Below are 14,024 nucleotides of genomic sequence, written 5' to 3' on the forward strand. Positions count from 1 at the left end.
CTTACTCGCGCCAGTGCTCGGCCACCCAGGTGGCGGGTTCGATGTGGCGAAAGCGCCGGTTGCGCCGACCGGCTAGGGCGTCCGGCGGGTTGCATTCGCCGTGGAAGATGACCACGCGCGCGCCGGGCGGCACAAAGGGCGCCTTCCAGTAGTTGGTGGGCCAGCGCGGAATGCCGTGGTACTTGAAGCTCGGGCACCAGGCCTTGGGCCAGTACTGCAGCTTGCCCTGCTTGTGCATGACGTCGGACAGATAGGCCTGCTCGTTGCGGAACTTGCGCCGAATCTCCTCGAAGTGGCCGCGAAAGTACTCCAGCACGTCCGGGTGCGCGCCCAGCTCGAAGCGATACACGGAGGAGTTGCCCGTGATGCGCCAGGGCCGCTTGTAGTCGTGGATGATGAGAAATTCACCGGGTTGGGTGAAGAAGTCATCGAGCGAGCCGACCACCACCACGTCCACGTCCAGGAACAGCGCCGTGCCCTTGAGGCCGTGCAGGTCGGCGGCAAAGGTGGCCAGCTTGTTCCAGCCGCGCTCGGGAATGCCCGCGGGCAGCTTCAGGGGCGGAATCGGCAGGCATTGCACCTCGGAACGAATGCCCAGGGTGTCGTCCGTCAGGCAGACGAAGTTGAAGTCGCCGCTCAGGTGGCGGCGCACCATGGCGTAGAGCCGGTTGACATACTCGGGGCCGTATTTCGTGCCCCATTTCATGCAGATCACATGGCGCTGTGGCGACTGGCTCATCACTGGCCCTGGCTCTTCTTGATGGACTTGGGCTTGGCCTTCTTGGCGCGCTTGATCTGTCCGCCGGCGGTGAGGCGTTGGTTGCCCAGCACGCGCAGCTGCTTGACCTCGGGGCGCTGGCCGGGGCGGCCGAACTTGAGCACCTTGACGTCGCGCGGGCCGGGCATGCGGCCCTCGTCCACCGCCTTTTCCTTGGGCGGGATCGGGCGCCAGAGCACCAGCAGCTTGCCGATGTGCTGGATGGGTGCGGCGTTGAGATCGTCGGCGAGCTGCTGGTACATCTGCTCGCGCGCGGCGCGGTCGTCGCCGAACACGCGCACCTTGATCAGGCCATGGGCGTTGAGCGCGGCGTCGATTTCCTTTTGCACCGCCGGCGTGAGACCATCGGCGCCGATCATGACCACGGGGTCCAGATGGTGGGCCTGTGCGCGGTGTTCCCGGCGCTCGGCCGGAGTCAATTGAATTTGGGGCATAGGACGTATTATCTCAACGCATGAAAGTTCAGACCAAAAGCAAGAAGGTCAACAAGGCATGGCTCAACGACCATGTCAATGATCCCTATGTGAAACTCGCGCAGAAAGAGGGCTACCGCGCCCGCGCGGCCTACAAGCTCAAGGAGATCGACGAGCAGTTCGGCCTCATCAGGCCGGGCTGCACGGTGGTCGATCTCGGCTCCTCGCCCGGCGCCTGGAGCCAGTATGTGCGCCGGCGCCTCTCGCCCGGCGGCGCGGCCGTGGGCAAGCTTGCGGGCACCATCATCGCGCTGGACATCCTGCCCATGGAGCCCATCGAGGGCGTAACCTTTCTGCAGGGGGATTTTCGCGACGAGGAGGTGCTCGCGCGCCTGCAGCAGGCGGTGCAGGGCAGGCCTGTGGACGTGGTGGTGTCGGACATGGCGCCCAATCTGTCGGGCGTGGAGTCGGTCGATGCCGTGCGCATCAGCCACCTGATCGAGCTGGCCGTGGATTTCGCCGTGCACCACCTCAGGCCCGAGGGCGCCCTGGTCGTGAAGCTGTTTCACGGCAGCGGCTACAGCCAGCTGGTGCAGTTGTTCCGGGACACCTTCCGCGTCGTCAAGCCCGTCAAGCCCAAGGCGTCGCGGGACAGGTCGTCCGAGACCTTTCTGGTCGGCATCGGCCTCAAGTAGCCTCCTCGGCGCCGCGCGGGCGCTTGACCATCGGGCGATTCGGGGTTAATTGCGGGGAGGGCCGTGGTTGAAAGGCCTAAAATGATCCCCAAATGTGCCGGGACATCCGCATGAGGCGGCGCCGGCCGTTTCCCATTTCTGAATCTGGAGCCCCGCTTGAACAATCAGTGGTTTTCTAAAGTCGCAGTCTGGCTGGTCATCGCCATGGTGCTCTTTACGGTGTTCAAACAATTTGACACCCGTACGGGCATGGGCGCGGGGGCTGTGGGCTATTCCGAGTTCCTGGAGGACGTGCGCCAGCATCGCATCAAGAGTGCGACCATCCAGGAAGGCCCCGGGGGCAGTACCGAGATCCTGGCCATCACCAACGATGACCGCCGCATCCGCACCACGGCCACCTATCTGGATCGGGGCCTGATCGGCGACCTGATCAACTACAACGTCAAGTTCGACGTCAAGCCCCGCGAGGAGGGGTCGCTCCTCATGACGCTCCTGGTCAGCTGGGGGCCCATGCTGCTGCTCATCGGCGTCTGGGTGTACTTCATGCGCCAGATGCAGGGTGGCGGCAAGGGCGGCGCGTTCAGCTTTGGCAAGTCCAAGGCGCGCATGCTCGACGAGAACAACAACACCGTCACCTTTGCCGACGTGGCCGGCTGCGACGAGGCCAAGGAAGAGGTCAAGGAGGTGGTGGACTTCCTCAAGGATCCGCAGAAGTTCCAGAAGCTCGGCGGCCGCATCCCGCGCGGCCTGCTGCTGGTCGGCCCGCCCGGCACCGGCAAGACGCTGCTGGCCAAGTCCATCGCCGGCGAGGCCAAGGTGCCGTTCTTTTCCATCTCGGGCTCGGACTTCGTCGAGATGTTCGTCGGCGTCGGTGCCGCGCGCGTGCGCGACATGTTCGAGAACGCCAAGAAGAACGCGCCCTGCATCATCTTCATCGACGAGATCGACGCCGTGGGTCGCCAGCGTGGCGCGGGCCTGGGTGGCGGTAACGACGAGCGCGAGCAGACGCTCAACCAGATGCTGGTCGAGATGGACGGCTTCGAGACCAACCTCGGCGTGATCGTCGTCGCGGCCACCAACAGGCCGGATATTCTGGACCAGGCGCTGCTGCGCCCGGGGCGCTTCGACCGTCAGGTCTATGTGACGCTGCCCGACATCCGCGGCCGCGAACAGATCCTGAACGTGCACATGCGCAAGATCCCCGTGGGCCAGGACGTGAACCCGGCCGTGATCGCCCGCGGCACCCCCGGCATGAGCGGTGCCGACCTGGCCAACCTGTGCAACGAGGCCGCGCTGATGGCCGCTCGCCGCAACGCGCGCACGGTGGAGATGCAGGACTTCGAGAAGGCCAAGGACAAGATCATCATGGGCCCCGAGCGCAAGAGCATGGTCATGCCCGAGGAGGAGCGCCGCAACACCGCTTACCACGAGGCCGGCCACGCGCTCATCGGCAAGCTGCTGCCCAAGTGCGACCCGGTGCACAAGGTCACCATCATCCCGCGCGGCCGTGCGCTGGGCGTGACCATGAGCCTGCCCGAGAAGGACCGCTACTCCTACGACAAGGAGTACATGCTCAACCAGATCGCCATGCTGTTCGGCGGCCGCATCGCCGAAGAGGTGTTCATGCACCAGATGACCACGGGTGCGTCCAACGACTTCGAGCGCGCGACCAATCTGGCACGCGACATGGTCATGAAGTACGGCATGAGCGAGGCGCTCGGCCCCATGGTCTATGCCGAGAACGAGGGCGAGGTGTTCCTGGGCCGCTCTGTGACCAAGACGACCAACATCTCCGAGGAGACCATGCAGAAGGTCGATGCCGAGGTGCGCCGCATCATCGACGAGCAGTACGCCCTGGCCAGAAAGCTCATCGAGGACAACCAGGACAAGATGCACGCCATGGCCAAGGCCATGCTCGACTGGGAAACCATAGACGCCGAGCAGCTCGACGACATCATGGCCGGCAAGGAGCCGCGTCCGCCCAAGGACTGGACGCCGCGCACCCCCCCCTCGGGTGGCGGCGGCGCCGATGGCGGCACGCCGGCGGTCAAGCCCGACCCATCGCCTTCCGCAGCGTGATCCGGCGGTACGGCTCTTGAGCGTTGGGCGTCGCAAGGCGCCCAACGTTTTTGTTTTCCATGCACTGGCAGACCACCCGCTTCGATCTGGACCTGACGCGCCCGCGGGTCATGGGCATCGTCAACGTGACGCCGGACTCGTTCTCCGACGGGGGTCAGCACGCGAGTACCGCGTCCGCGCTGCGCCACTGCGAGCAGTTGCTCAAGGAGGGCGCGGACATCCTCGATATCGGCGGTGAGTCGACGCGTCCCGGCAGCCCGCCGGTCTCGCTGGAAGACGAGCTGGCGCGCGTGCTGCCCGTGGTGCGCGAGGCCGTGCGCATGGGTGTGCCCATTTCCGTCGACACCTACAAGCCCGCGGTGATGCAGGCCGTGCTCGACCTGGGCGCCGACATCATCAACGACATCTGGGCCGCGCGCCAAGGCGGCAGCGCCCAGGTGCTGGCAGCGCATCCACGCTGCGGCATCTGCCTGATGCACATGCATGGAGACCCGCAGACCATGCAGCTCAGCCCCATGGACGGCGACGCCGTGCCACAGGTACTCTCATTTTTGCAGCTGCATGCGCTTTCCCTGCAAGCCCTCGGTGTCGAAAAGGCTCGAATCTGCATCGACCCCGGGATTGGCTTTGGCAAGACCGTGGAGCAGAACTTCAGCCTGCTCGCGCGCCAGCAGGAACTGCTGGGCCCGGGCTGGCCGCTGCTGGCGGGCTGGTCGCGCAAGTCATCGCTCGGGGCCGTGACCGGCCTGCCGGTCGAGGAGCGCCTGGGCGCCAGCGTGGCCGCGGCCCTGCTCGCCGTGCAGCGCGGCGCCCATGTGGTGCGCGTGCATGACGTGCGCGACACCGTGGCGGCGCTGGCCGTATGGCGCGCCACGCAAGACCCCATTCATTCAACAAGAGGAACTACACCATGAGCCGTCAATACTTCGGCACCGATGGCATACGCGGCACCGTAGGCCAGCCGCCCATCACCCCCGACTTCGTGCTGCGCCTGGCCCATGCCGTGGGGCGCGTGCTGCGCCGTTCCGAGGCGCGCCCCACGGTGCTGATCGGCAAGGACACGCGCATTTCCGGCTACATGCTGGAGGCGGCGCTGGAGGCTGGCTTCAACTCCGCCGGGGTTGACGTGATCCTCCTCGGGCCGCTGCCCACGCCGGGCGTGGCCTATCTGACGCGTGCCCAGCGCGCCAGCCTGGGCGTGGTCATCAGCGCCAGCCACAACCCGTATCAGGACAACGGCATCAAGTTCTTCAGCGCCCAGGGCACCAAGCTGCCCGACGCCTGGGAGGAGGAGGTCGAGGCCGCACTGCAGCAGCCGCCCGTGTGGGCCGACTCGGCCTCGCTGGGCAAGACCCGCCGCCTCGACGATGCGGCCGGCCGCTACATCGAGTTCTGCAAGAGCACCTTTGCCAATGACCTGACGCTGCGCGGCCTGAAGATCGTGGTCGATGCCGCCCATGGCGCGGCCTACCACATCGCGCCCAAGGTGTTCCACGAGCTGGGTGCCGACGTCATCGCCATCGGCTGCGCGCCCGACGGCCTGAACATCAACCACGAGGTGGGCGCCACCCACCCGGACGCCCTGGTGCGCTCCGTGCGCGCCAACCATGCGGACTTCGGCATTGCCCTGGACGGCGACGCCGACCGCCTGCAGGTCGTGGACGCAGAGGGGCGCCTGTACAACGGCGACGAGCTGCTGTACCTGATGGCCGCCGAGCGCCTCGCGCGCGACGAGCATGTGCCCGGCGTGGTGGGCACGCTGATGACCAACATGGCCATCGAGGAGGCACTGCAGCGCCGTGGCGTGAAGTTCGTGCGCGCCAAGGTGGGCGACCGCTACGTGCTCGAGGAACTGCAGCGCCAGCGCTGGCTGCTTGGCGGCGAGGGCTCGGGCCACCTGCTGGCGCTCGATCGCCACACCACGGGCGATGGCCTGATCAGTGCGCTGCAGGTGCTGCAGGCCTGCGTGCGCAGCGAGAAGACCCTGGCGCAGCTGCTGGCGGATGTGCCGCTGTTCCCGCAGGTGCTGCTCAATGTGCGCCTCAAGCCCGGGCAGGATTGGAAGGCCAACGCCGCGCTGGCCGACGCCACGCACCAAGTCCAGGGCGAGCTCGGTGACGGCGGCCGCGTGCTGGTGCGCGCCAGCGGCACCGAGCCGCTGCTGCGCGTCATGGTCGAGGCGCGCGACGCCGCCCAGGCCGAGCGCTGCGCCCAGCGTCTTGCAGAGGCCGCTCAGGCGGGGTAAGCCTACGCCAGCTTGGTGGGCGCCTCACGGCGCCGATGCAGGCGCACCACGGCCAGCAGCAGGGCGGTGAAGGCCAGGGCCGTGAGCGCGAGCGCCGCGGCGCTGGCCATCCAGAACGGGGCCGGTGAGTGCATGGGCGCCATGCCGGCCCAGCCGTGGTAGGCCAGCCGGTATCCGCCGTACAGGCCCACGCCCCACAGCAGCACGCCGTAGATGACCAGCGGCGCGATCGTGATGCGGTAGCTGCGCAGCACGAAGATGCACAGCGTCTGGAGCGCGTCGGCCGCATGGTAGGCGGCCACCCAGACCAGCAGCGCACTGGCCAGCGCCACCACGTCGGCGCTCGTGGAATAGAGCGCCGCCACAGGCTCTCTTACTATTAAAAGCGTAGCTGCCAGCGTAATGCCCATAAGCGCTGCAAGCCAAAAACCCTTCAAGGCCGTGGTGCCTGCGAGGCGCTCGTCGCCGGCGCCGCGCCAGTAGCTCACGCGCGCGCTCGTGGCAATGGCCAGCGACAGCGGCACCATGTAGACCACGGCCGCGAGGTTGGAGGCGATCTGGTGCGCGGCAGAGGCCAGCGCGCCCTGGCGCGCGATGAACAGCGCCATCAGCGTGAATGACGTCACCTCGACGAGGATGGACAGACCGGCCGGCAGACCCAGGCGCAGAAAATGCCCGAGCTGTGCCGCGTCCGGGCGCTCGAGCGGGCGCCACAGGGCCAGCGGTTCATACATCGGGTGGCGGCGCAGCATCACCACTGCCACGAGGGCCAGGCCAAAGTTCACCACGAGCGTGGCCCAGGCGCAGCCGGCCACGCCCTGCGGTGCGAGCCCCGCGCCGCCAAAGGTGAACCAGATCGACAGCGGCAGCTTCACGACCAGCGACCCGACCTGCAGCCAGGTCACGAGCTGGGGGTGGCCCAAGGCCTGGTTGAGCGTGCTGTAGATGCGAAACAGCAGCGCCGGCGGCAGTCCGAAGGCCAGTATGGCCAGATAGTCGCGCACCGCGCCGCGCAGCTCGGGCGGCACCTCGGTCCAGTCCAGTATGGGGCCGGGCGAGAGCAGCACGGCCATGCCCAGCACCGTGGCCAGGGCCCACAGGTAGAGCGACTGGCGCAGGCTGACGCCGATGGCGGCCCGTGCGTTGGCGCCGCGCTGCTCGGCCCACACGGGCATCAGCGCCTGCAGCACGCCCATCAGCGCCACATAGACGCTCACGAACACTGCCGAGCCTATGGACAGGGCGGCCAGCGCCTCCTGCGCATAGCGGCCGGCGACGATGGTGTCGGTGACGCCAAAGGCCATGACGGCCAGCTGCCCGGCCAGCACGGTGAGCGCATGACGGGCGATGGTGGAGAGCTCGCGCATCAGTGGCCGGCGTCCAGGCGCCGCAGCACCATCATCCGGTCGTTTCGGTCGGTGGGGCGATGCACCGTGCCCACCTCCACCCATTGGCCCGGTGGCAGCAGGGTGACGATGGAGGGGCTCTCATCGGGGTCGGCCACCAGCCACTCGCATGGCGCGAGCTGCGACAGGTCCACCACGCGCATCTGTCCGTGGTACATCAGCGCCGCCACCTGGGCGCGGCTCAGGCCATGGGCGCCCACGCACCCCTTCGGGCTGGCCATGATGCGGCGCACCTCGGCCACCTGCGGCGCGAGGCTGCGGTCGTAGTCGAGCATGGGCAGCCACAGCGTCATCAGCAGCAGCCAGCCCAGGGTGGCGCCGCCCGCGGGCAGCACCAGGCTCTTCCAGATGGCGGGGCGGTTGCGCGCCGTGCGCCAGGCCACCACTGCGCACCAGGCCAGGGTGCCGGCGAGCGCCACGGCGAACTCCAGGCCCGAGAAGGTCGGCACGAAGCCGGGTGCCAGGCGTGCCACATTGGCCGCGGGCTTGGCGGGCACGCCGGTCTGCACCGACAGCCAGATGACCCAGATGGTGATGGCCGAGGCGCTGAAGAACAGCAGCGTGAACCAGTCGATCAGCGCCGCGATGCTGCGCTTGAGCGTGGGCAGCGCAAACGCCGCCAGCGCCGCCAGCGCGGGCAGGCCCAGCAGCAGGGCGCGGTCGGCCGGGCGGGTGGTCAGCGTGGCGCCTATGGCGACCAGGGCAAACCACAGCGGCAGCCACAGATGGCGATGCCATTGTCCGCTCGCGATCAGCCGCCGCCAGCGCCACAGCGTCCACAGCGTCAGGGGCCAGGCCGGCCAGCTGAACCAGATCAGCAGGCGCAGCAGGCTGGACCAGCTCTTGCCGTCCTGCGCGCCCACGACGCGCCAGCGCCACATCTCCAGCCCCGTGGCCAGAGCGGCGGCAGCCAGCGTCAGCCCGAGCAGGATGAGCGCGGCCACCAGACGCGTGCGCGCCGGCGCGTCCTGGCTGGAACACCACAGCAGCGCGGCGCATCCCAGGCCCAGCAGCAGGGCCACCGTGGGCGCGCCGCTGAGCACCAGGCCCGTCATTCCGGCCAGCGCGGCCGTCGCCCCCCAGGCCATGCGCCAGGGCATGACCGATCCGGCAAAGAACAGCAGGGCCGTGCTGGCGAGCTGCGTGAGATAGCCCGTGGTCTCATGGGAGAGCTGGGCCAGGCCCAGGCAGGCGATGAGGGCCAGCAGGCCCGCATCGGCCATGGCGCGGGCGTAGTCGGTGGGGCTGGCCTCACCCCCGAAGGCGAAGGCCACGGGCTGGGCGCCCGGGCCTCGTGCCAGGTAGTAGACGCCGTACCAGGTGGCGCAGAGTGTCAGCAGCAGCAGCGCCACGAAGGGCACGCGCGCCGCCAGGTCCAGGGGCAGCCAGTCGCCGAGCGCCTGCATGGCCCAGGCACCCAGCCAGTAGTGCAGCAGTCCGTCGCTGTCGCCCGGCATGCCGGCGAGCAGCGGGTGCAACCAGTTGGTGCGGCCCTGCACCAGCTCCAGCATGTAGCCGAGCGACGCCACATCGTCATTGCGCCAGGGCGCGCGGCCGATGAAGCCCGGCACGGCATAGGCCAGACACAGCAGCAGCAGCGCCCAGCGCGGCAGCGGCCGGACGGCGCTCTGGGCGACGATGGCGGGGGTCGGGAGGTTCACTCGGGCGTCGGAGAAGAAACAAAGAAAAAAGGCAGCGCGGTGAAACCCGGGCTGCCTTGGCTGCGAAACGAGCAGGCCCACGCACGGGTGGGCGGGCCAAGCTGCTTACTTCGCTGCGGTCTTGCCGAAACGGTTGCGGAACTTCTCGACGCGGCCGCCCATGTTGTCCACGGACTTTTGCGTGCCGGTGTAGAAGGGGTGCGATTCCGACGAGGTATCCAGCTTGAACAGCGGGTATTCCTTGCCTTCGAAGGTCTCGGTTTCCTTGGTGGTCACGCAGGAGCGCGTGACGAACTTGAAGCCGTTGGACAGGTCCACGAACAGCACTTCGCGGTAGTTGGGGTGAATGCCTTCTTTCATGATCTCTCTCTCACGTCAGCGGGAGCCGTGCCGGCCATGCGCAACCATTTGCCCATTGAAAACTCGGCGTACTTTCCGCAAAAAGCCTTTGATTATTGCATATTTGGCGCATTGCGCGGTGGCCGCGGCCGACCGGGCGTTGGCGCGCGGCGGGCAAGGGCTGTCCATCCGGCGACATGCAGGGCCGCCAACCGTGCCGATGATGCGGGGCTTGCGGCACCAACGTTTGCCTTGCGCACGCGGTTGGGTGATCTGTTTGCTATTGGAAAGATAGCTGTTTGCGCTTTCTGCAAAAGGGCTTGTCGCCAATTTTTCGAGATGGATGACATCCGGCGCACGCAGGTTGGCCGACGCAAGCCTCAACGGCGTTTTTCTACACAGGGAGTCATCACCATGCCAAGCTTTGAGACCCTGGCTGTCTCGCTCGACGCACACGTCGCCACCGTGCGCCTGAACCGGCCCGAGAAGGCCAATGCCATGAACGCTGCCATGTGGCAGGAGATCCGCCAGGCCTTTGAGTGGGTGGACCAGACGCCCGAGGTGCGCGTGGCCGTGCTGCAGGCCGAGGGCCGGTACTTCACCGCGGGCATAGACCTGCAGATGATGTTGGGCCTGGGCGCGCTGGTGGCCGACGACTGCGAGGGCCGCCAGCGCGAGAAGCTGCGCCGCCTCATCCTCGACCTGCAGGACACCTTGAGCAGTCTGGAGCGTTGCCGCAAGCCCGTGCTCGCCGCCATCCATGGCGGCTGCATAGGTGGCGGCATAGACCTCGTCACCTGCGCCGACATGCGCTACTGCAGCGAGGACGCGAGCTTCACCATCAAGGAGATCGACATCGGCATGGTGGCCGACGTGGGCACGCTGCAGCGCCTGCCCAGGCTCATAGGCCAGGGCATGGCGCGCGAGCTCGCCTACACCGGTCGCGTGTTCGGCGCGCAGGAGGCACGCGACATGGGCCTCGTGAACCGCGTGTTCGCGAGCCGCGAGGCGCTGTACGCGGGCGTGCAGGAGATCGCCGCGAGCATCGCGGCCAAGTCGCCGCTGTCGATCCGCGGCAGCAAGGAGATGCTCAACTACGCGCGCGACCACAGCGTGGCCGACAGCCTGAACTACGTCGCCACCTGGAACGCCGCCATGCTGCAGAGCGAGGACCTGAAGCAGGCCATGGCGGCCAGCATGCAGAAACAGGAGCCGAAGTTCCGCGACTGACAAAGCAAAACGCCCTGCGTGGAGCAGGGCGTTCGTGGTGTGCGCGTGAGCCGGTGGGTCAGCCGCCGCGGCGCATCATGTCGAAGAAGTCCACATTGGTCTTCGTGGCCTTCATGTTCTTGATCATGAGCTCCATGGCCTCGATCTCGTCCATGTTGTACATGAACTGGCGCAGGATGCGCGTCTTCTGCAGAATCTCGGGCGCGAGCAGCAGTTCCTCGCGGCGCGTGCCGCTCTTGTTGAGCTCGATGGCCGGGAACACGCGCTTTTCGTACAGGCGGCGGTTGAGGTGGATTTCGCAGTTGCCCGTGCCCTTGAATTCCTCAAAGATCACCTCGTCCATGCGGCTGCCGGTGTCGACCAGCGCCGTGGCGATGATGGTCAGACTGCCGCCTTCCTCGACCTTGCGCGCCGCGCCGAAGAAGCGCTTGGGGCGCTGCAGCGCGTTGGAGTCCACGCCGCCCGACAGCACCTTGCCACTGGAGGGCACGACGTTGTTGTAGGCGCGTGCCAGACGTGTGATGGAGTCGAGCAGGATGACCACGTCCTTTTTCAGCTCCACGAGGCGCTTGGCGCGCTCGATCACCATCTCGGCCACATGCACATGGCGTGCGGCGGGTTCATCGAAGGTGGAGGCGATGATTTCGCCCTTGACCGAGCGCTGCATCTCGGTCACTTCCTCGGGGCGCTCGTCGACGAGCAGCACCATCAGGTGCACGTCCGGGTGGTTGGCCGTGATGGCGTGCGCGATGCTCTGCATCATCATGGTCTTGCCGCTCTTCGGGGGGGCGACGATGAGCGCGCGCTGGCCGCGGCCAATGGGCGCGATGATGTCGATGATGCGGCCGGTGATGTTCTCGTCGCCCTTGATGTCGCGCTCGAGCCGCATCTGCTCCTTGGGGAACAGTGGCGTCAGGTTCTCGAACATCACCTTGTGCTTGTTCTGCTCGGGCGGGCCGCCGTTGACCTTGTCGAGCTTGGTCAGCGCGAAGTAGCGCTCGCCATCCTTGGGCGTGCGCACCTCGCCCTCGATCATGTCCCCCGTGTGCAGGTTGAAGCGGCGCACCTGGCTGGGGCTGATGTAGATGTCGTCGGTGCTGGCCGTGTAGCTCGTGTCGGGGCTGCGCAGAAAGCCAAAGCCATCGGGCAGGATTTCCAGCACGCCATCGGCAAACACCTGCTCGCCGGCCTTCGCGCGCTTCTTGATGATGGCGAACATCAGTTCCTGCTTGCGCATGCGGCCGCCGTTTTCAATCTCAAGCGCTTCGGCCTGCTTGAGCACTTCAGACACGTGCAGTGCCTTGAGTTCGTTAAGGTGCATGGAATGACTCCTGCAGCGGAGTAGATAGGTCTTGTGACTGGAGGGAGGTGGCTGCTGTGCCGTGCGGGACCGATGGGTGCCCTGGCGAGCCTGTGACCTGAAACCGGCCGTTGGACGATGGCGGCGGCGGTCAGCGCAGATTATGACAGGAAAAATTCCGCAGTCGCACGGAATGACGCTGGCCCGTCCTGCGCGGGGCGGGCCAGCGTGCGGGCCGATCAGCCCAGTTGCTGGTCGATGAAGGCGGTGAGCTGTGCCTTGCTCAGGGCACCGACCTTGGTGGCGGCCAGTTGGCCGTCCTTGAACAGCATCAGCGTGGGAATGCCGCGAATGCCGAAGCGTGCGGGGATCTCACGGTTCTCGTCCACGTTCATCTTCGCGACCTGCAGCTTGCCCTGGTAGGCGCCGGCCACTTCGTCCAGGATGGGGGCGATCATTTTGCAGGGGCCGCACCATTCGGCCCAGTAGTCCACGAGCACGGGGGTGGAGGACTTGAGCACGTCGGCTTCGAAGCTGGCGTCAGACAGTTGCTTGATGAGGTCGCTGGCCATGGGGGAATGTTCCTTGGAATATTGCGAATGGGACAGAGGTTGAATGCGGGGCATTGTGACAGAAACCAATCCCCCGTCGGTGGGTGTGCCCGGATCGCCAGACGCTATGACAGTCATAGCGAAAGGCGATATCAGGCCCTGACGCACCGGGGCGGCGCCTGCGGCCGTGCAAGCCATGCGACGAGGCCCAGCAGCAGCGCCAGAACGGGGTCGGTGGACTCGGCCGTGCGCTGCGGCAGAAACATCTGCGCGGCCTCGATCAGGCCCAGACAGAGGGCCACCAGGCTGGCTGCGGCCAGTGGCTGGCCGCTCCGGGCGCTGATCAACACGATCAATGCGCCGTAGAAAAAGCATTTCTCGAGCAGGTTCAGCAGGTTCACGCCCATGCTGCCCTCGAGCATGCCGGAGAACGGCACCCAGTGAAACGGCTGCGCCTGCGCCAGTGGCGTGAACGGCGTCAGCCCGCTGGCGAACAGGCTCACCACCATGGCCATGGTCAGCGCCGGCAGCGCGAAACGGTGGTGGCGCCAGGGCAGGCAGGCCAGGGCCAGCGCGAGGCCGATGGCATTGGCCGGCGAGACGCTGCCGCCCGTGATGAACAGCTTGGCGCCGACGATGGCGCAGGCCGCGACGGCCATGGTCCAGGCGCGCACGCGCCCGGATGTGGACAGATCCCACAGCATGCAGAAGGCCAGCCAGGCGAGCGCCAGGTGCAGGGCGCGCACGGCGTCGATGCGCGGCGCACGCAGCAGGGGCTTGACGGCGTTGACCATGTTCTGCAGGTCCAGCGTGGGCACCAGCGGAAACCACTGGTAGCCCACCCACAGCAGCATCAGCGCGGCCGGCAGCAGGGCGCGTGGCATGACATTGGCCGTCCCTTTGCCCGCCACTTTGCCCGCGCTGTGGTGAGCCAGGGCGGGCATGAGCCTGTGTGCCGGTACGGCGATGGCCACGCCCAGCAACATGCCTGCGACATTGGCGATCACGTCGTTGAGGGCGGCGACCCGGCCCGGCACCCACAGCTGCACGATCTGCAGCGCCAGGGCCAGCAGCGCCCCGAGTGCGAGCAGCAGGCCCAGCCGGGAATAACCCCTGCGCTGTGGTGCGCACAGCAGGGCCGCGACCAGGCCGTAGGGCGCGAACAGCAGCACGTTGCCCACCAGATCGCCGCGGCCCATGGGCCACAGCGGCGCGGTCAAGAGTGCTGCGGCCTCCTGCGGCCAATGCGGGTCGGCGGCGAAGTGAAAAGGGTAGAGCGAGCCGTAGCCGATCAGCACGGCGATCAGCAGCAGCAGGGCGCGCATCG

At 67.1% G+C, this 14,024-nt stretch carries 13 protein-coding genes; 5 read left to right on the forward strand and 8 right to left on the reverse strand.

Annotated features, from left to right (window positions below):
- Window position 1 precedes the first annotated feature (1 nt).
- Window positions 2-739, reverse strand: a complete 738-nt coding sequence (locus tag ABUE11_RS07630) for a glycosyltransferase (protein WP_367068450.1) — start codon at window positions 737-739, stop codon at window positions 2-4.
- Window positions 739-1,212 carry a YhbY family RNA-binding protein gene (locus ABUE11_RS07635; protein WP_367068451.1) on the reverse strand — a complete coding sequence of 158 codons (474 nt, stop codon included), beginning with the start codon at window positions 1,210-1,212 and terminating at the stop codon, window positions 739-741. Before ABUE11_RS07635 ends, ABUE11_RS07630 begins: the two co-directional genes overlap by 1 nt.
- A gap of 20 nt (window positions 1,213-1,232) precedes the next feature.
- Between ABUE11_RS07635 and ABUE11_RS07640 the strand changes: the two genes are divergently transcribed.
- The 4 genes from ABUE11_RS07640 to glmM all read left to right on the forward strand — a co-directional run bounded on the left by ABUE11_RS07640 (window position 1,233) and on the right by glmM (window position 6,210).
- Window positions 1,233-1,886: an RlmE family RNA methyltransferase gene (locus ABUE11_RS07640; protein ID WP_367068452.1), complete on the forward strand. Its 654-nt coding sequence runs from the start codon at window positions 1,233-1,235 to the stop codon at window positions 1,884-1,886.
- A 156-nt stretch (window positions 1,887-2,042) separates the two neighbouring features.
- Entirely contained in the window at window positions 2,043-3,965 is a 1,923-nt protein-coding gene (gene ftsH, locus ABUE11_RS07645; RefSeq protein WP_367068453.1) for an ATP-dependent zinc metalloprotease FtsH, read from the forward strand.
- A 59-nt stretch (window positions 3,966-4,024) separates the two neighbouring features.
- Window positions 4,025-4,879: a dihydropteroate synthase gene (folP, locus tag ABUE11_RS07650; RefSeq protein ID WP_367068454.1), complete on the forward strand. Its 855-nt coding sequence runs from the start codon at window positions 4,025-4,027 to the stop codon at window positions 4,877-4,879.
- Window positions 4,876-6,210: a phosphoglucosamine mutase gene (glmM, locus tag ABUE11_RS07655; protein ID WP_367068455.1), complete on the forward strand. Its 1,335-nt coding sequence runs from the start codon at window positions 4,876-4,878 to the stop codon at window positions 6,208-6,210. Before folP ends, glmM begins: the two co-directional genes overlap by 4 nt.
- A 2-nt stretch (window positions 6,211-6,212) precedes the next feature.
- Here the strand turns inward: glmM and ABUE11_RS07660 are convergent, their stop codons facing one another.
- The 3 genes from ABUE11_RS07660 to ABUE11_RS07670 all read right to left on the reverse strand — a co-directional run bounded on the left by ABUE11_RS07660 (window position 6,213) and on the right by ABUE11_RS07670 (window position 9,637).
- Window positions 6,213-7,577 carry an MATE family efflux transporter gene (locus ABUE11_RS07660; RefSeq protein ID WP_367068456.1) on the reverse strand — a complete coding sequence of 455 codons (1,365 nt, stop codon included), beginning with the start codon at window positions 7,575-7,577 and terminating at the stop codon, window positions 6,213-6,215.
- The gene (locus ABUE11_RS07665; protein ID WP_367068457.1) at window positions 7,577-9,277 is read right to left on the reverse strand and encodes a hypothetical protein; all 1,701 of its coding nucleotides are present in this window, start codon (window positions 9,275-9,277) and stop codon (window positions 7,577-7,579) included. Before ABUE11_RS07665 ends, ABUE11_RS07660 begins: the two co-directional genes overlap by 1 nt.
- Before the next feature lie 105 nt (window positions 9,278-9,382).
- A complete protein-coding gene (locus ABUE11_RS07670) occupies window positions 9,383-9,637 on the reverse strand; it encodes a type B 50S ribosomal protein L31 (RefSeq protein WP_367068458.1) in 255 nt (84 codons plus the stop codon).
- A 393-nt stretch (window positions 9,638-10,030) separates the two neighbouring features.
- On the opposite strand from ABUE11_RS07670, the gene ABUE11_RS07675 reads away from it, so the two are divergent.
- Complete coding sequence (locus ABUE11_RS07675; RefSeq protein ID WP_367068459.1) at window positions 10,031-10,846, forward strand: crotonase/enoyl-CoA hydratase family protein; 816 nt, start codon at window positions 10,031-10,033, stop codon at window positions 10,844-10,846.
- A gap of 58 nt (window positions 10,847-10,904) precedes the next feature.
- Here the strand turns inward: ABUE11_RS07675 and rho are convergent, their stop codons facing one another.
- From rho to ABUE11_RS07690, 3 genes are all read right to left on the reverse strand, one after another.
- The gene (gene rho, locus ABUE11_RS07680) at window positions 10,905-12,167 is read right to left on the reverse strand and encodes a transcription termination factor Rho (RefSeq protein ID WP_367068460.1); all 1,263 of its coding nucleotides are present in this window, start codon (window positions 12,165-12,167) and stop codon (window positions 10,905-10,907) included.
- Between the two features lie 218 nt (window positions 12,168-12,385).
- Window positions 12,386-12,718 carry a thioredoxin TrxA gene (trxA, locus tag ABUE11_RS07685; RefSeq protein ID WP_367068461.1) on the reverse strand — a complete coding sequence of 111 codons (333 nt, stop codon included), beginning with the start codon at window positions 12,716-12,718 and terminating at the stop codon, window positions 12,386-12,388.
- Window positions 12,719-12,849: 131 nt separating this feature from the next.
- Window positions 12,850-14,022, reverse strand: coding sequence for a VanZ family protein (locus ABUE11_RS07690; protein ID WP_367068462.1), 1,173 nt, complete (start codon window positions 14,020-14,022; stop codon window positions 12,850-12,852).
- Window positions 14,023-14,024: the final 2 nt, after the last annotated feature.

The sequence above is a fragment of the Oryzisolibacter sp. LB2S genome (assembly GCF_040732315.1).
GTDB classification, from domain to species: Bacteria; Pseudomonadota; Gammaproteobacteria; order Burkholderiales; family Burkholderiaceae_C; genus Alicycliphilus; species Alicycliphilus soli.